At 71.4% G+C, this 16,658-nt stretch carries 15 protein-coding genes; 11 read left to right on the top strand and 4 right to left on the bottom strand.

What is annotated here, in order from left to right; all coding sequences use genetic code 11:
- Window positions 1–6: 6 nt before the first annotated feature.
- The 3 genes from ACZ7CD_RS08450 to ACZ7CD_RS08440 all read left to right on the top strand — a co-directional run bounded on the left by ACZ7CD_RS08450 (window position 7) and on the right by ACZ7CD_RS08440 (window position 4,007).
- Window positions 7–2,178 carry a serine/threonine-protein kinase gene (locus tag ACZ7CD_RS08450; RefSeq protein ID WP_470369234.1) on the top strand — a complete coding sequence of 724 codons (2,172 nt, stop codon included), beginning with the start codon at window positions 7–9 and terminating at the stop codon, window positions 2,176–2,178.
- Window positions 2,178–3,146: a PP2C family protein-serine/threonine phosphatase gene (locus ACZ7CD_RS08445; RefSeq protein WP_360394701.1), complete on the top strand. Its 969-nt coding sequence runs from the start codon at window positions 2,178–2,180 to the stop codon at window positions 3,144–3,146. The genes ACZ7CD_RS08450 and ACZ7CD_RS08445 overlap by 1 nt, the downstream gene beginning before the upstream one ends.
- 84 nt (window positions 3,147–3,230) lie before the next feature.
- Window positions 3,231–4,007: an alpha/beta hydrolase gene (locus tag ACZ7CD_RS08440; protein ID WP_470378636.1), complete on the top strand. Its 777-nt coding sequence runs from the start codon at window positions 3,231–3,233 to the stop codon at window positions 4,005–4,007.
- On the opposite strand, the gene ACZ7CD_RS08435 is transcribed toward ACZ7CD_RS08440, so the two are convergent.
- The gene (locus ACZ7CD_RS08435; RefSeq protein ID WP_470378635.1) at window positions 4,004–4,348 is read right to left on the bottom strand and encodes a YybH family protein; all 345 of its coding nucleotides are present in this window, start codon (window positions 4,346–4,348) and stop codon (window positions 4,004–4,006) included. The genes ACZ7CD_RS08440 and ACZ7CD_RS08435 overlap by 4 nt on opposite strands.
- A gap of 24 nt (window positions 4,349–4,372) precedes the next feature.
- Here ACZ7CD_RS08435 and ACZ7CD_RS08430 point away from each other — a divergent pair, with 24 nt between their 5' ends.
- Window positions 4,373–4,753 (top strand): winged helix-turn-helix transcriptional regulator, encoded by a 381-nt coding sequence (locus ACZ7CD_RS08430; RefSeq protein WP_470378634.1) that lies wholly within the window; start codon window positions 4,373–4,375, stop codon window positions 4,751–4,753.
- Window positions 4,754–4,990: 237 nt separating this feature from the next.
- Window positions 4,991–5,353 (top strand): hypothetical protein, encoded by a 363-nt coding sequence (locus tag ACZ7CD_RS08425; RefSeq protein WP_360394711.1) that lies wholly within the window; start codon window positions 4,991–4,993, stop codon window positions 5,351–5,353.
- 103 nt (window positions 5,354–5,456) lie between these two features.
- Here ACZ7CD_RS08425 and hrpA read toward each other — a convergent pair whose 3' ends face one another.
- Window positions 5,457–9,338, bottom strand: coding sequence for an ATP-dependent RNA helicase HrpA (gene hrpA, locus ACZ7CD_RS08420; RefSeq protein ID WP_470378633.1), 3,882 nt, complete (start codon window positions 9,336–9,338; stop codon window positions 5,457–5,459).
- A gap of 156 nt (window positions 9,339–9,494) precedes the next feature.
- Here hrpA and ACZ7CD_RS08415 point away from each other — a divergent pair, with 156 nt between their 5' ends.
- Window positions 9,495–9,869 (top strand): hypothetical protein, encoded by a 375-nt coding sequence (locus ACZ7CD_RS08415; protein ID WP_470378632.1) that lies wholly within the window; start codon window positions 9,495–9,497, stop codon window positions 9,867–9,869.
- On the top strand, window positions 9,869–10,195 hold the full coding sequence (locus ACZ7CD_RS08410) for a hypothetical protein (protein ID WP_360394718.1): 327 nt from the start codon (window positions 9,869–9,871) through the stop codon (window positions 10,193–10,195). The genes ACZ7CD_RS08415 and ACZ7CD_RS08410 overlap by 1 nt, the downstream gene beginning before the upstream one ends.
- On the opposite strand, the gene add is transcribed toward ACZ7CD_RS08410, so the two are convergent.
- A complete protein-coding gene (gene add / locus ACZ7CD_RS08405; protein ID WP_360394721.1) occupies window positions 10,162–11,136 on the bottom strand; it encodes an adenosine deaminase in 975 nt (324 codons plus the stop codon). The genes ACZ7CD_RS08410 and add overlap by 34 nt on opposite strands.
- Window positions 11,137–11,248: 112 nt before the next feature.
- Between add and ACZ7CD_RS08400 the strand changes: the two genes are divergently transcribed.
- The 4 genes from ACZ7CD_RS08400 to ACZ7CD_RS08385 all read left to right on the top strand — a co-directional run bounded on the left by ACZ7CD_RS08400 (window position 11,249) and on the right by ACZ7CD_RS08385 (window position 16,038).
- Complete coding sequence (locus tag ACZ7CD_RS08400) at window positions 11,249–11,629, top strand: DUF4180 domain-containing protein (RefSeq protein WP_360394724.1); 381 nt, start codon at window positions 11,249–11,251, stop codon at window positions 11,627–11,629.
- A gap of 349 nt (window positions 11,630–11,978) precedes the next feature.
- A complete protein-coding gene (locus ACZ7CD_RS08395; protein WP_470378631.1) occupies window positions 11,979–13,031 on the top strand; it encodes a threonine aldolase family protein in 1,053 nt (350 codons plus the stop codon).
- Window positions 13,028–14,146 (top strand): site-specific integrase, encoded by a 1,119-nt coding sequence (locus tag ACZ7CD_RS08390; RefSeq protein ID WP_470369225.1) that lies wholly within the window; start codon window positions 13,028–13,030, stop codon window positions 14,144–14,146. The genes ACZ7CD_RS08395 and ACZ7CD_RS08390 overlap by 4 nt, the downstream gene beginning before the upstream one ends.
- Before the next feature lie 365 nt (window positions 14,147–14,511).
- Entirely contained in the window at window positions 14,512–16,038 is a 1,527-nt protein-coding gene (locus ACZ7CD_RS08385; RefSeq protein ID WP_470378630.1) for a M4 family metallopeptidase, read from the top strand.
- 71 nt (window positions 16,039–16,109) lie between these two features.
- On the opposite strand, the gene ACZ7CD_RS08380 is transcribed toward ACZ7CD_RS08385, so the two are convergent.
- The gene (locus ACZ7CD_RS08380; protein WP_360394733.1) at window positions 16,110–16,571 is read right to left on the bottom strand and encodes a YybH family protein; all 462 of its coding nucleotides are present in this window, start codon (window positions 16,569–16,571) and stop codon (window positions 16,110–16,112) included.
- Window positions 16,572–16,658 lie beyond the last annotated feature (87 nt).

The raw sequence follows: 16,658 nt of genomic DNA, 5'->3' as shown, positions 1-16,658 counted from the left end.
GCCGTGATGAGCGAGGACCTGGACCTGCCCGTCACCGGACCGGCGACGGCACCCGCGGAGCGCGGCACGGGACCCGCGACCTCCCCCGCCACCTCACCGGGGACGGCGCCGTGGTCGGTGTCGCAGCCGGCGGCGACGGGGTCGGGGCGGGCGCGGCGCACCTCGGTGCGCTCGATGAGCCGGGGCCGGCTGGGCGCGGGGCTGGTGGAGGTGCCGCGGGTGCCCTACCGGGACCCGACGACCGCGGTGCTGGCTGCCCCGGAGGTGCCGGAGGCGAAGCGGTTCTGCTCCCGCTGCGGCAAGAAGGTCGGGCGGACGCGGGAGGGCAGCCCCGGCCGGGTGCAGGGGTTCTGCCCGCAGTGCGGGCACCGCTACTCGTTCACGCCCAAGCTCGCACCCGGTGAGGTGCTGCACGACCAGTACGAGGTGCTGGGGTGCCTGGCGCACGGCGGCCTGGGCTGGTTGTACCTGGCGCTGGACCACGCGGTGAGCGACCGGTGGGTGGTGCTCAAGGGCCTGCTGGACTCCGGCGACGCCGACGCGATGGCGGCGGCGCTGGCGGAGCGGCGGTTCCTCGCCGAGGTCGAGCACCCCAACATCGTGAAGATCCACAACTTCATCCGGCACGCCGACCGGGAGACCGGCGGTTTGGTCGACTACATCGTGATGGAGTACGTCGGCGGCGAGTCGATCAAGGAGATGATCACCAGCCGGCGGCGGGAGGGCCGCGGGGACGAGGCACTGCCGCTGGCGCAGGCGATCGCCTACGTGCTGGAGATCCTGCCCGCACTGGGCTACCTGCACGGGGTGGGACTGCTGTACTGCGACTTCAAACCGGACAACATGATCCACACCGAGGAGCAGCTCAAGCTGATCGACCTGGGCGCGGTGCGGCGCATCGACGACCACCACTCCCCCATCTACGGCACGATCGGCTACCAGGCACCGGAGATCGGCACGATCGGCCCGTCGGTGTTCTCCGACATCTACACGGTCGGGCGGGCGCTGGCGGTGATGTGCTTCCCGTTCGACTTCCGCGGCACGTGCAAGGACCGGCTGCCCACCCCGCAGGAGCAGCCGCTGCTGGCGCGGTTCTCGTCGTTCCACCGGCTGCTGCTGCGCGCGACGCACCCGAACCCGGAGCTGCGCTTCGCCAGTGCCGAGGACATGGCCGAGCAGCTGACCGGTGTGCTGCGCGAGGTGCTGGCGATCGAGGACGGCGTGCCGCGGCCGGGCATGTCCAAGCAGTTCACCCCCGAACGCCGCCGCTTCGGCGTGGAGGGCGGCCTGGACCTGGTCGAGGCGGCGCTGGCGTTGCCGGCACCGAGCGTGAGCACCTCGGACGCGGCGGCCTCGTGGCTGGCCACGGCGGCGACGTCGGACCCGGCGGGGCTGCGCAAGGCACCGGAGTACACCGTCGAGGTGCGGCTGCGGATCGTGCGGGTGCTGATCGAGTCCGGTGACACCGCGGCGGCGCTGCGGGAGCTGGAGTCGCTGACGGTGCCGCCGCTGTTCGACGAACCGGACGTGGACCCCGAGGACTGGCGGCCGGACTGGTACCGGGGCCTGGCGGCCTTGCGCGACGGCCGCGCCGACGAGGCGCTGGGGTTCTTCGACGCCGTGTGCTCCGCACTGCCGGGTGAGGCGGCACCGAAGCTGGCGCTGGGGGTGTGCGCGGAGGCGACCGGAGACCTGGAGTCGGCGACGTGCTGGTACGAGCTGGTGTGGCGCACCGACCACGCACACGTGTCGGCGGCGTTCGGACTGGCGCGGGTGCTGCTCGCGTGCGGTGACCGCGCGCGAGCGGTGCAGGTGCTGCTGTCGGTGCCCGACACCTCCTCCCAGCACCTGGCCGCCCAGATCCTCGCGGTGCGCGCGCAGCTCGGCGACTGCGCCGCGGAAGACCTCGTCGCGGCCGGGGAACGGTTGCGGGCCTTGGACATCGACCGCCACTCGCACACGCAGCTCGCGGCCGAGCTGCTGGAGGCGGCGTTCGACTACGTGACCCGCAATCACGCCGCCGAGGGCAGGGTGCTGGACTGTGCACTCTCCGAACACGAGCTTCGGCTGGGTCTCGAGCGGCGCTACCGCACGCTGGCCCGGTTCGCGGCCACGCCGGAGGAACGGATCGCATTGGTGGACCGCGCGAACGCGGTAAGGCCTAGGACGTTGGTTTGATGGACACCCTGAAGTGCCCGGACTGCTTCGCACCGATCGCCGCGGAGGACCGGTTCTGCGAGGCGTGCGGGCGCAACCTGCTGGTGCGGCGCACGCCGATCGGCGGACCGACCGGTCCCGCGCAGGCCTCGTGCATCCTGTGCGGATCACCCGACATCGACGACGAGGACTACTGCACCCAGTGCGGCCGGCACCAGCCGTCGGCGCGGGACCGGGTGGAGTACGCGCTGGGCGCGGTGTCGGGGGTGAGCGACCGGGGCAAGCGGCGGGCCCGCAACGAGGACTCGATGGCGTTCGGCCAGGTCGCGGGCGCCGGTGTGGCCGCGGTGGTGTGCGACGGGGTGGCGTCGTCCGAACGCGCGGAGCAGGCCTCGCAGGCCGCGGCCGACGCGGCGGTCGACGTGCTGCTCAACGCGTTGATCGAGGCCGCGGACGCCGAGCAGGCGATGGTGGACGCGGTGGCGGCGGCGTGCCTGGCGGTGGAGCAGCTGGTGGAGACCGACCCGGTCGAGGCCGGTGGCCGCGGTGTGGCGCCCTCGTGCACGTTCGTCTCGGCGGTGGTGACGCCCTCGGCGGTGACGATCGGCTGGGTGGGCGACTCGCGGGCCTACTGGCTTGCGCAGGAGGGCTCCCGGCAGCTGACCGCGGACGACACGTGGGCGGCGCAGCTGGTGGCCGAGGGGGTGCTGACCGAGGAGCAGGCCCGCACCGACCGGCGCGCGCACGTGCTGTCGCGGTGGATCGGCGCGGACGCGGGCCCGGTGGTGCCGCAGGTGGTGACGTTGCGGCCGAGCACGCCGGGGACGTTCCTGCTGTGCTCGGACGGCCTGCACAACTACCGGCCGCTGCCGGAGGACCTGCAGCCGCTGCTGCCGTGCGGGCCGGAGGACTTCGTGAAGGTGGCGCTGGACGCGGGCGGGCACGACAACATCACCGTGGTGCTGGTGCCGTTCGTGCCCGGCGACTGACCGGGGTGATCGTCGTGGCGCGGGTTCGTCACCCCGGTGTTCGCGCAGGTCGCGAACACCGACCTGTGCTGCTGAGATGAGCGGGTGCGCGGGGCGGTGTTGATCTCGGCGGCGGTGGTTGTCACCATCGTCGCCGTGGTCTTCGCGTTCCAGCGCAAGCTGGTCTACTTCCCGTCCCCCGGTCCGCTGCCGTCCGCCGAGGAGGTCCTGCCCGGTGGGCGGGACGTGCGGCTGGTGACGGCGGACAGCCTGCTGCTCGACGGCTGGCACTTCGAGACCCGTGACGCCCCGGCGACGGTGGTGGTGTTCCCGGGCAACGGCGGCAACCGGCTGGGCCGGGTGCCGCTGGCGCGGGCACTGGTCGACGCGGGGGTGTCGGTGCTGCTGTTCGACTACCGCGGCTACGGCGGCAACCCGGGCACGCCCTCGGAGGAGGGCCTGGCGATGGACGCCCGCGCCGCCTTGGACCTGGTCGACGGGCCGGTCGTCTACTTCGGCGAGTCGCTGGGGGCGGCGGTGGCGGTGGAGCTCGCGACCTGGCGGGCACCGGCAGGGCTGGTGCTGCGCTCACCGTTCACGTCGCTGGCCGAGGTGGGCTCGCACCACTACCCGTTCCTGCCGGTGAAGATGTTGTTGCAGGACAAGTACCCGGTGGCCGAGCGGGTGGCCGGGCTGGACGTGCCGGCGGTGGTGCTGCTGGGGACGGCGGACTCGGTGGTGCCGCCGGCGCAGAGCCGGGCGGTGGCCGCGGCGGCACGGGCACGGCTGGTCGAGGTGGCGGGCGCGGACCACAACGACGAGGTGCTGCTCTCGGGCCGCGAGGTGGTGGACGCGGTCGTGTCGGTCACGCCACGCGGCTAGGCCCTGGTGCCGAACGGGTTGTCGATCACGTACCGCCACCGCCCGTCGGCACCGAGGCGGGCGACGTCGGTGGCGGTGCCGGTGACGTCACCGATGGCCCAGTCCACGACGAGCAGCGCGATTCCGTCGTGGGCGTAGACGTGGCGCGGTGTGACGGTGATCGGCAGGCCGGTGTCGAGGAACTCCTGGTTGGCGGCACGCCGGTCGCTGCCGGTGACGGTGTAGCCGGGCCGGGGCACGAACAGGGCGCCGGGTTCGTAGACCGCGTCGACGGCGCCGGCGTCGCGGGAGTTGAACGCGGCGGCGAACGCGTGGGCGACACTGACGGGGTGGATGCTCATGGGCTCAGCGTGGCGAACGCCGGCATGGGTCACCAAACGGTGACCTGGGACGAGGAGCTGGTGCCGACCGAGCGGGGCCGGACGGTGGCGCCGTCGGCGGCGTGCCCGGTGGAGGTGGCGCTGGCGGCGGTCAGCGGCCGGTGGGCGACGCTGGTGCTGCGCGACCTGATGGGCGGGCCGCGGTCGTTCAGCGGGTTGCGCGCGGGGTTGCCGCAGCTCAGCGCGAAGGTGCTGACCGAGCGGCTGGACGGTCTGGTGGCGCGGGGGCTGGTGCGCCGCGACCGCTCCCCCGGTTTCCCCGCCCGGACCGAGTACGCGCTGACCGGCGCCGGTGTGGCGCTGCGGCCGTTGCTGCTGGAGCTCTACCGCACCGGTGAACGACTGCTGGGCGTCGCCGACCGGTGAGATCGCCTGGTCGGCTGCCGCTGCGGCGGGGTCCGGGCTGATCGCCGGGGCGGACCCCCGATGGCAGGCCAAGTGCTCGCGGCGGTGCTCGCCGCCGGTCGACCGAGCACCTCTTTCGGGTGGTCGAAGGCTCGAAATCGCACCCCGGCTGCGTCAAGGCTGGCACATTGGTCAGTTGCAGGAGCGGGTGAACGCACCACAGCCATGGATGCGTGAAGGTGACACGGGGGTGTCGAGATGAGATCCGTCAAAGCCATCTTCGGAACGGCTGTGCTCATGGCCGCAGCGTTGAGCGCGACCCTCACGAACACCGCGGCGGCGGTCGACGGGTGCGTTCGCACTGACCCCCATCCCAACTCCGGCACCGTGTACTGGGTCCACGTGATCAACGCCTGCAACTACACGCTCTACAACGTCGACGCCCACGTGTACAACGGCCCCGCCGGGATCGACAAGCGCAGCGGATACCGCGCCAACCTCAAACCGGGCGGCTGGTTCGAGCTCACCGGCGCCTGGAAGGCGCCGGCGGGGTCGTGGACCTGCGGAGAACTGTGGGGCCCCGACGCGAAACACTGGGGGACCGACTGCGTGCGGATGTGACACGGCCTACCGCGTCCACCGGCAACGCTTCGACACCGGTCCGGTCGCGGCTGACCCGGAACCCGCAGTTCAGCCGCGAGCTTCCCCGGCTTCCGCGAAGGTCTCACAGCGGTACGGCGTCGAGTGCCTTGTAGATGCGCTTGTCGCTGACGGTGTAGCGGGTGCCGATGGTCTGCGCGAAGTACGACAGCCGCAGTTCCTCGATCATCCAGCGGATCTCGTCGAGCTCGGGTGCGGGCTCGTCGGCGGGGCTCTGGGCGCGCAGCTCCCGGTACTCGGCGTGGACCTGGTGAACCTTCTCGGTCCATTCGAGGTCACGGCGCGGGTTCTCGGGCAGCTTCTCGACGCGCCGGCTGATGCCCTTGAGGTAACGCACGAGGTCCGGGAGCCGGTCGTAGCCGGTGTCGGTCACGAAACCCTTGTACACCAGTGAGTTGAGCTGCCCGCGGATGTCGTTGACCGAGTCAGGGGCGCCCTTGAGGCCGGAGAGCTTGAGCTCGGCCTCGTGGGCGGCTTCGAGGACCTTGCGGACCTCCTGCACGGTGACCCAGGTGGTGTCGGTGAGCGCGGCCTGGACCTTCTTCAGCTGTGCGGCGTAGGCCTTGGCGTCCCAGGCGGGCTCGCCCATGAGCCGGTCGACGGCGGCGGTGATGCAGTCCGACAGCAGGTTCGCGACGCCGCCGTGGGGGTTGCGGGTCAACGCGAGCTTGGAGGCGTTGTCGAGGTGGCGCTGCAGGTGCTTGACCGGTGAGTTGACGCCCAGCAGCAACAGCCTGCGCACTCCGCGGCGGTGGGCGTGGGCCTGGCGGCCGGGGGTGTCGAGGACCTTGACGGCGACGCTGTCACCGCGGTCGACCAGCGCCGGGTAGGCGGTGACGGTGATGCCGGACTGGCGTTGCTCGATGGTGCGGGGCAGGGCGTCGAAGTCCCAGGTCGTGAGCCCGGTGCGTTCGAGGTGCCCGGCGGCCTGCGACAGCGACTCGCGGACCTCGGCGCGCAGCTGAGTTTTCAGCGCGGCGATGTCCTTGCCCTCGGCGAGGGTGCGGTTGTGCTCGTCGACGACCTGGAAGGTGAGCTTGAGGTGGTCGGGGACGGCGTCGAGTTGCCAGTCCTCGCGGTGCACGGTGACACCGGTGAGGGCTTTGAGCTCGCGTTCGACCCCGGCCAGCAGGCTGGTGTCGGCGGGGCCGATGCGGGCGAGCACGGCGGTGGCGACGTCGGGGACGGGCACGAAGTTGCGGCGGATCTGCTTGGGCAGCGACCGGATGAGGGCGACGACGAGGTCGTGGCGCAGGCCGGGGATCTGCCAGGAGAACGCGTCGTCGTCCAGCGTCGTGAGCGCCGGCAGCGGCAGCTGGACGGTGACGCCGTCCTTCTTGGCGCCGGGTTCGAAGTGGTAGCTCAGCGGCAGGGTGAGCTCGCCTTGGCGCCACTGGTCGGGGTAGGCGTCGGGGCGGACGTCGGCGCGGTCGTTGACCAGCATGTCCTTGGTGAAGGTGAGGAGGTTCTTGTCCTTCTGCTTCTTCCACCAGGTGTCGAAGTGCCGTGCGGAGACGACGTCGGCGCCGACGCGGTGTTCGTAGAACTCGTAGAGGGTTTCCTCGTCCACGACGATGTCGCGGCGCCGGGCCCGGTTCTCCAGCTCCCCGACCTCCTCCAGCAGGGCGCGGTTGGTGTGGAAGAACCGGTGGTGGGTGGTCCACTCGCCCTGCACGAGGGCGTGGCGGATGAACAGCTCCCGCGACAGCCCGGGGTCGATGCGCCCGTAGTTGACCTTGCGGCCGGCGACGATCGGCACCCCGTAGAGGGTGACCTTCTCCAACGCGACGACGGAGCCGCGTTTGGCTTCCCAGTGCGGTTCGGAGTAGGTGCGTTTGACGACGTGCTCGCCGAGGCGTTCGGCCCACTCGGGTTCGATCTTGGCGACGATGCGGCCCCACAGCCGGCTGGTCTCGACGAGCTCGGCGGCCATCACCCACTGGGGTGGTTTCTTCGCGAGGGCGCTGCCGGGGAAGATCGCGAACTTGGCGTTGCGGGCGCCGAGGAACTCGGTCAGGGGACGGCGTTTCTCACCGGGTGCCTGCTTCTTGAGGACGTCCTTGACGCCGATGTGGCTGAGCAGCCCGGACAGCAGCGCGATGTGGATGTTGCGCGGGTCGCCGGGCTGGTCGTTGAGGGTCATGCCGATCTGCTTGGCGACCTGGCGCAGCTGCAGGTAGATGTCCTGCCATTCGCGCACGCGCAGGTAGTTGAGGAACTCGGCCTTGCAGCGCTTGCGGAACTGGTTGCCCGACAGTTCCTTCTGCTGCTCCTTGAGGTAGCGCCACAGGTTGAGGAAGCTGACGAAGTCGGAGTCGGCGTCGACGAACCGGGCGTGCTGCTGGGTGGCGGCTTCCTGGGCGTCGGCGGGCCGTTCGCGGGGGTCCTGGATGGACAGCGCGGCGGCGATGATCATGACTTCTTTGAGGCAGCCGGTGGTGTCGGCCTCCAGGACCATGCGGCCCAGGCGGGGGTCGACGGGCAGGGCGGCGAGCTTGCGGCCGGTGGGGGTGAGCTTCTGCTCCCCCGCCCCCTTCTGCCCGGTGCTGATGGCGCCGAGCTCCTGCAGCAGGCCGATGCCGTCGTTGATGTTGCGGCTGTCAGGCGGGTCGATGAAGGGGAACTTCGCGACGTCACCCAGGCCGATGTTGGTCATCTGCAGGATGACGCTGGCGAGGTTGGTGCGCAGGATCTCCGCGTCGGTGAACTCGGGGCGGGCCTCGAAGTCCTCCTCGGAGTACAGGCGGATGCAGATGCCCTCGCTGACGCGGCCGCAGCGGCCCTTGCGCTGGTTGGCCGACGCCTGGCTGATGGGTTCGATGGGCAGGCGCTGGACCTTGAGGCGGTGGCTGTAGCGGGAGATGCGGGCGGTGCCGGGGTCGATGACGTACTTGATGCCCGGCACGGTGAGGCTGGTCTCGGCGACGTTGGTGGCGAGCACGACGCGGCGGCCGGTGTGGCGCTGGAACACCCGGTGCTGCTCGCCGACGGACAGCCTCGCGTAGAGCGGCAAGATCTCGGTGTTGCGCAGGTCCTCTGCTTTGAGGGCGTCGGCGGTGTCGCGGATCTCCCGTTCACCGGACAGGAACACCAGGACATCGCCGGGGCCTTCCGCCTGCAGCTCGTGGACGGCGTTGATGATGCCCTGGGTCTGGTCGTCGTCCTCCTCCAGCGGCCGGTAGCGGGTCTCGACGGGATAGGTGCGGCCGGAGACCTCGATGATCGGCGCGTCGCCGAAGTGGGCGCTGAAGCGCTGCGGGTCGATGGTGGCGGAGGTGATGACGACCTTGAGGTCGGGGCGGCGCGGCAGCAGCTGCTTGAGGTAGCCGAGCAGGAAGTCGACGTTGAGGCTGCGTTCGTGGGCCTCGTCGATGATGATCGTGTCGTAGCGGCTCAGCGTCCGGTCGGTCTGGATCTCGGCGAGCAGGATGCCGTCGGTCATGAGCTTGACCAGCGTGTCGTCGCCGGACTGGTCGGTGAAGCGGACCTTGTAGCCGATGGTGTCGCCGAGCGTGGTGCCCAGCTCCTCGGCGACGCGTTCGGCGACGGTGCGGGCGGCGATGCGGCGGGGCTGGGTGTGGCCGATCTGGCCGGTGATGCCCCGGCCGAGCTCCAGGCAGATCTTGGGCAGCTGGGTGGTCTTGCCGGACCCGGTCTCACCGGCGACGATCACGACCTGGTGGGCCGCGATGAGGTCCTTGATCTCGTCCTTGTGCCGGCTGACCGGCAGCTCGTCGGGGTAGCTGATCGGGGGGACGGACTCCCTGCGCAGCGCGACCTTGACGGCGGCCTCGTCGATCAGGCCGGCGATCTCCTCGGTGATCTTGCGGCGCGCCAGGGGGTCTGTGACCTTGCGTGCGCCGTCGAGGCGCCTGGCGAGCCGGCGTTGATCACGCGGCATGAGCTCGGGCAGGCGTTTGTGCAGTTCAGCGAGCGGGGTGTCCATTTGGGCTCAAGGATAGTCAGGAGGGTGCGAATCCCTCGCGTCAATAACCGGTGGGCTGGCTCACCGGCACCGCCCCCTCACCGCTTCGGGTGCTTTGCGGGGCTTCTGACCTGCGGTGACGCAAAATTGTCAGACCCCCTCGCTAGCGTGCTCGGCATGGACCTGAACCCGTTCGGGGCCCTGGCCGCCGGCCAGGCCGCCCGCCCGCCGTCGGCTCCCGCGCTGAGCCCGCGGCCGGTGCCGTTCGGTGGTGCGCGGGCCGCGGAGCCGGGAGCGGACCCGATCGTGGCGTTGTCGGTGGTGCCCGGTTCGGGGCGGTTATCGCACGGGCAACCGGTCGCGGCCGGGCCGGGTGCTGCGCGGCAGGCACTGCTCCCGGGCCTGGGTTCGGGCTGCTCACGGCCGTCGCCGGACGGCCGGCGGGGGCCGGGACGCGCCGGCGGTCGGTGGTTCTCACCCGGTCCGCGGAGGATCTCGCGAGGGACTGCGCTGGGTGCGCTGTCGGGTGTGGTGTTCGGGAAGGTGGCGTGATGGACGTCCCGTTCGACGTGGTGGTGTGGCGGGCGCCGGGTCCGGCGTCGTTCGCGGAGGCGGCGGCCCGGTACGCGGAGCTGCGGTCCTCGCTGCTGGGGGCGTTCGACCCGGCGGTGGCGGCGTTCGTGCGGGAGCTGCGCCAGACCGCACCGGACCCGGCGGTGCCGGCCCGGTGGGACGAGGCGCTGACGGTGGGCACGGACGCGGTGATCGTGCACGTGGTGTGGCCGCAGTGGCGCCGGGTGGTGGAGCTGGTGGGGTTGCTGGCGGCCAAGCACGGCCTGGTGTGCTACGAGCCGTCGCGCCAGGCGGCGATGTCGTGACGCAGCCGCGCTTTCACCCGCGGCGGCGCGAAGGAGGCGTCGACGGCGGTGAGGGCGAAGGAGGCCATGCGGGTGTCGGTGAAGCCGAAGGCGGCGCGCACCCGTGAGTACTCCTCGGTCAGGGTGGTGCCGGTCGAGGCGGGGATGTCGGTGTTGAGCGTGACGGTCAGCCCGGCGTCGAGCAGGTGTGGCAGCGGATGAGAGGAGAGCGAGTCGACCAGTCCCAGCGCGACGTTGGACGAGGGACACACTTCGAGCGGGACGGCGCGGTCGCGCAGCAGTGAGACGACCCCGGGGTCGTCGAGTGCGCGGATGCCGTGACCGATCCGGTCGGCCAGCCCGGCGGTGACCGCGTCGGCGACACTCGGTGCTCCGCACGTCTCCCCGGCGTGGTGCACGAGCCCGATCCCGGCCTCCCGCGCGGCGCGGAACACGGGGGTGAACGGGGTGAGCGGGTGGTCTTCGGCCCCGGCGACCCCGATCGCGACGACCTGCGGGTGCCTGCGCGCGAGCCGCAGCGAGTCCTCGAAGCGCTGTACCGACCGCCTTCTCGGGTGGTCCACGATCACACGGCATTCGATGCCGTGGGCGGTCTGTCCTGCGGCGAGCCCGGCGATCACCGCCTCGAGCGGCATGTCCGGATCACCGAGTCGTTCCCCGTGGCCTGCCGCGGTGAACGTGACCTCGGCGTAGCGGGTCCCCTGCGCTGCTTCCTCGGCGCAGAACTCGTAGGCGATCCGGTGGAAGTCGCCGGGCTCCCGCAGGCAGTCCCGTACCGCGCCGTTGTGCGCGGCGAACGGCCCGAACCCGTCGAAGACCCCGGTGTGGGCGGGCACCCGCACCCCGTGCCGGTCGGCGAGCTCGGCGAGCGTGCCGGGGCGGACGGTGCTTTCCAGGTGCACGTGCAGGTGGGCCTTGGGCAACGTCGCAAGATCACGCATGGCCGTGACCCTAGAGAGCCGCACCGGTGCGGCGCCTGCCCATTTCCGCAGCTCACCTCCGCGGGCGAAATGCGCGCGACGGCGGCCGCGGGCGGCCGCTACTTTGCTGCGCATGTCGGATGTTGTGGGGACGCGCCACGGCGCGACGGTCCTGATGTGCTCGCCGGACGGCCCGCTGATCGGTGACGAGCAGTCCGCTGTGGACCTGATCGGCACGTTGTGGGGCCAGGACGTGGCGTGGATCGCGCTGCCGGTGGCGCGCCTGCCGGAGGACTTCTTCCGGTTGCGCACACGGGTGGCGGGCGCGGTGGTGCAGAAGTTCCAGCAGTACGGGTTCGGGGTGGCGGTCGTCGGGGACATCAGCGGGTACGTGGCGCAGAGCACGGCGTTGCGGGACTTCGTCTTCGAGTCCAACCAGGGCCGGCAGCTGTGGTTCGTGGCGGACGAGGCGGAGCTGGACGAGCGGTTCTCGGCGCTGGCCGGCCGCGCCTGACCCCCACCTGGGTGTGCCCGGCCGCCTGACCGCCGGGCGCTCGACCGCGTGGCTGCTTCGGGTGCCCGGAACCTCCAGGCACCCGACCGTGGCCGGTCACCTGGCGTTCACCGGACACTCGGCGCTCGCCGCACACGCGGCCGTCGCCGTGTGCCTGACCGTCCCGTGTGCCTGTCCGGCGGCGCGCCCCTTGTCCGTCGCCATCCCCCGACCGCCGTCGCGGTGCGCTTGCCGCTCTCGAGTGCGTCCTGCTTCCGAGTACCTGCCGTTTCCGGGCGCCGCGTTCCGCAGCCGTACCACCGCCGTGCGGGCGCTGTTGCAGGCCACTGGCGAGACCTAGGCTCGGGTGGTGGAGATCCGCCGGTCGTTGTCGATGCACGCCAGTCCGCGCCGTTCGCCGTTCGAGGTGTTGCGGCGGCTGTCCGAAAGCGGCCTGATCGCCCCGGACACCACACCGGAGGAGCCGGTCGCGCGGCTGGAGGAGCGTGTGGCGGGGTTGCTGGGCAAGCCGAAGGCGTTGTTCTTCCCGTCGGGGACGATGGCGCAGCAGACGGCGTTGCGGGTGCACGCGGAGACCAGTGGCCGGCGTGCGTTCGCGGGGCATCCGCAGACGCATCTGCAGGTGTGGGAGAACCAGGGGTACAGCGCGGTGCACGGGTTGCGGTTCCACCCGGTCGGTGACCGCAACGCGCTGATGGGGTTGCCGCACCTGCGGGCGGTGGGTGAGCCGTTGGCGGCGGTGGTGTTCGAGCTGCCGCAGCGGGACCTGGGTGGTGTGCTGCCCGCGTGGGAGGACCTGCGGGAGCAGACGCGGTGGGTGCGGGAGCAGGGGGCGGCGGCGCACTGCGACGGGGCGCGGTTGTGGGAGGCGCAGACCGGTTACGAGGCGTCGCTGGCGCAGGTCGCGGACCTGTTCGACACGGTGTACGTGTCGCTCTACAAGGGTCTGGAGGGTGCGCGGGGCGCGGTGCTGGCCGGGGACGAGGCGACGATCGCGCACGCGGCGGTGTGGCGGCGGCGGCTGGGCGGGGCGATCGCGGACGCGTGGCCGTTGGCGGTGCTGGGGTTGCTGGGGCTGGATGAGGTGCTGCCGCGGATGGCGGAGTTCCGCGACCACGCGCGGGCGCTGGCGAAGGCGATCAACGACGACGGGTTCGCCCGCACCCACCCGGTGGTGCCGCAGACGCCGATGTTCCACGTCCACCTGCCGATGTCCCCGGCCGACGCCGAACGCGCAGCGCAGGCCCTGGCGGAGGAGACGGGGGTGAAGCTGTTGCTGTACACGCGGCCGAACCCGGATCCGGGGCGGTGCAGCTTCGAGGTCGGGGTGGGGATCGGGGCGCTGGAGCTGTCGCCGCGGGAGGTCGCGGAGTTGATCAGAGGGCTACCATCGCGGGTGTGAGCCTGCCGGAGCCGGTGAAGAGCGCGCTGGTGCGGGTGTCGCACTCGGTGCTGGTGGACGGTGAGGCGCTGGCGGCGGTGCGGGCGCGGTTCGACGACGAGCAGGCGGCGTCGCTGGCGAGCTATCTGCGCAACGCCCAGTCGCCGAACACGGTGCGCGCGTACCGGTCGGACTGGGTGGGGTGGGCGGGGTGGTGTGCGGCGGAGGGCCGGCAGGCGTTGCCCGCGGATCCGCTGGACGTGGCGGTGTACCTGGCGGCGGCGGCGGACGCGGTGCGCGAGGACGGGTCGCCGGCGTTCGGGGCCTCGACGCTGGAGCGCAAGTCTGCGGCGATCTCGGCGGTGCACGCGGCGAACGGGTTGCCCAGTCCGACGCGCAGTGACGTGGTGCGGTTGACGTTGCGCGGTATCCGCCGCTCGCGCAAGGCGCAGCCGCGGCGCAAGCGGCCGGTGCTGCTGGACACGCTGGAGGCGTTGCTGGCCGAGCGGCCGGCGCAGGGTCCGGCGCGGGCGCGGGACGCGGTGCTGCTGCTGGTGGGGTTCGCGGGGGCATTGCGGCGCAGTGAGCTGGCGGCGATCGAGTTCGAGGACGTGGCGGTGGACGTGGATCCGCGCACGCACGAGCCGTTGCTGCTGATCGCGCTGGGGACGACGAAGACCGACCAGACCGGCAAGCACCAGCAGACGGTGGTGCTGCCGCGTGGCAGCAGGCGGCCGACGTGCCCGGTGTGCGCGTTCGCGGACTGGGCCGATGTGCTGGAGGGCCGCGAGCCGCGGGACTCGGGGCTGCACCGCTGTCACGGCTACCGGGGCACCACGCGCACGGGGCCGGTGTTCCCGGTGGTCAACCGGCACGGCGGCATCGGGGAGAAGGCGATGTCGGGGCGTGCGGTGGCGGAGCTGGTGAAGCGGTACGCGGTGCGGGCGGGGCTGGACCCGGAGCTGTTCGGGGGGCATTCGCTGCGGGCGGGGTTCGCGACGCAGGCGGCGCTGGGCGGGGCGAGCGACCGGGAGATCATGCGGCAGGGCCGGTGGACGAACCCGCGCACGGTGCACCGCTACATCCGCACGGCGAACCCGTTGGAGGACAACGCGGTCACCCGTCTGGGCCTGTGAATTCGTGACCCAGGTCTCAGTGAATCGCGTTAACTGTAAACAAGATCCCCGCCGGTAGGGCTGCACCGGCCGGCGCAGCGCGCTGCGCCGTCGGCAGGAGTGCCGCCGGGTGTTTCCGTCGCGTTTCCACATTGGTTGAGCTGTGGTTTTGGTCCAGCATTCGGACAAATCCCGATCTCGTGACCAGCACCGCAGGTCAATTCATGAAGCAATCTCGGATTCTGGGAGTGGATGGTTCCCTGCACTCTGCGCAATACGATCGCCACGCCCGGTCATCGAGACGAAGGTCGGGCTGTTCCACGGTGCCCGGTCCGGCACCCCTGTAACGCCGGAACGGGCTCCCCCTGCGTGTGAACAGGAGTCCCATGAAGCGCATCAGCCTGGGCATCACCACCGCCCTCATATCAGCGGTGGCGTTCGCCGCCGCCGGCACCGCGGGAGCCGGCGCGGCACCACAGCCGGTCAACCCGTTGCTCGCCAAGTCCGAAGCACTGCACGCGGCAGCCGAGCAGGCGGGGACGATCTCCTCCGCCCTCGGCCTGTCCGGCGGTGAACGGCTCGTGCCCCGCGATGTCGTGCGCGACGCCGACGGCACCGCCCACATCCGCTACGACCGCACCCTGGGCGGCCTGAAGGTCATCGGCGGCGACCTGGTCGTCGCCCAGAAAGCCGGACAGGTCACCGGGGTGACCAAGGCGTCGCAGGCCTCCCTCGCCGGCCTCGACACCACCGCCGTCACCACCGCACGTTCCGACGCCACGCTGGTGGTGTTCGCCCTCGACCACGCCCCCGTGCTGGCGTGGGAGCAGGTCACCCACTCGGTCAAGGACGACCAGACCCCGAGTGAGCTGCACACCTTCACCGACGCCCGCACCGGGCAGACGCTGCTCAGCTACGACGGCGTGCACGACGTCGAGGGCACCGGCCAGTCGACCTTCAGCGGCACCGTCGCGCTCAACACCACCCAGTCGGGGACGACGTTCCAGCTCAAGGACCCGGCGCGCGGCAACCAGTCCGTGAACAACCTCAACAACACCTCCGGCACCGGCACGCTGTTCACCGACGCCGACAACAAGTGGGGCAACGGCACCTACACCGACAAGGCCACCGCCGGTGTCGACGCCGCCTACGGCGCCGCGCAGACGTGGGACTACTACAAGAACGTCCACGGCCGCAGCGGCATCAAGAACAACGGTGTGGGCGCGCTGAGCAAGGTCCACTACGGCAACAACTACAGCAACGCGTTCTGGACGGACTCGTGCTTCTGCATGACCTACGGCGACGGCGCCCAGAACCGCAACCCGCTGACCTCGATCGACGTGGCCGCGCACGAGATGTCGCACGGCGTCACCTCGGCCACCGCGGGCCTGGTGTACTCCGGTGAGTCCGGCGGCCTCAACGAGGCCACCAGCGACATCTTCGGGTCCACCACGGAGTTCCACGCGGCCAACGCCGCCGACGCCGGTGACTACCTGATCGGCGAGAAGATCAACATCCGCGGTGACGGCAAGCCGTTGCGCTACATGGACAAGCCCTCCAAGGACGGCAGGAGCCTGGACTACTGGTCGTCCTCGGCGGGCAGCGTCGACGTGCACTACTCCTCGGGCATCGCCAACCACTTCTTCTACCTGCTGTCCGAGGGCAGCGGCGCGAAGACGATCAACGGTGTCGCCTACGACTCCCCCACCGTCGACAACCAGCCCGTCACCGGCATCAGCCGCGCCAAGGCCGAGAAGATCTGGTACCGGGCGCTGACCACCAAGTTCACCTCCAGCACCAAGTACGCCGCCGCCCGCACCGGCACCCTCGCCGCCGCGGCCGACTTGTACGGCGCCTCGTCGCCGGAGTACGCGGCGGTCAACCGGGCCTGGGCCGCGGTGAACGTCAAGTAGAGACCCGCCGGAAAGAAGGCCGGGGCCCGGACCGCTTCCCCCTGCACGGTCCGGGCCCCGGCCGACATCCACTAGGGCGTCTCCCGCGGCTCCAGATCGGTCGCCGCGAGGAACGACCCGTCCATGTGGAACGGCACCGACTGGTGCTCGTGGACCACCAGCCACCGCCCCTCCCGCCGGCGCAGGCCCACGGTGACGCGCATCCACATCGAGAACCCCTCCGGGTAGCCGACCGGGACCGCCGCCAGCCGCGCCAGACCGTGCGCGAACGCCACATCACCCGACACCGCGACCCGCAGATCCCGGTGCTCCAGCGTGATCGGCCCGCTGAACCCGGCCATCCACCCCGCCAGCGCCTCCGGGTCACGCGCGTCCAGACCCGTGTTGCGCAACGGCGGCGCCAGCGTGCACGTCACCGCGTCCCGCGCGTACCGGGCGACGATCCGTTCCGGGGACCGCAACCTCATGCCCTGCTCGTGCTCGGTGAACACCGCGCGAACCGCGGTCTCCTCCCGCACCGACGTCGTGGTCATCTCCCACACCTCCCTCTCGACTGACACACCGGTGTCGAGACACGCCCCGCGGATTCGACATGGCGGTGAGAAGATCTCTCGCCAGCC

This window comes from Lentzea sp. NPDC036949, from assembly GCF_055608075.1.
Note: the sequence above shows the minus strand (reverse complement) of the source record. Positions and strands in the feature narration are given on the sequence as shown.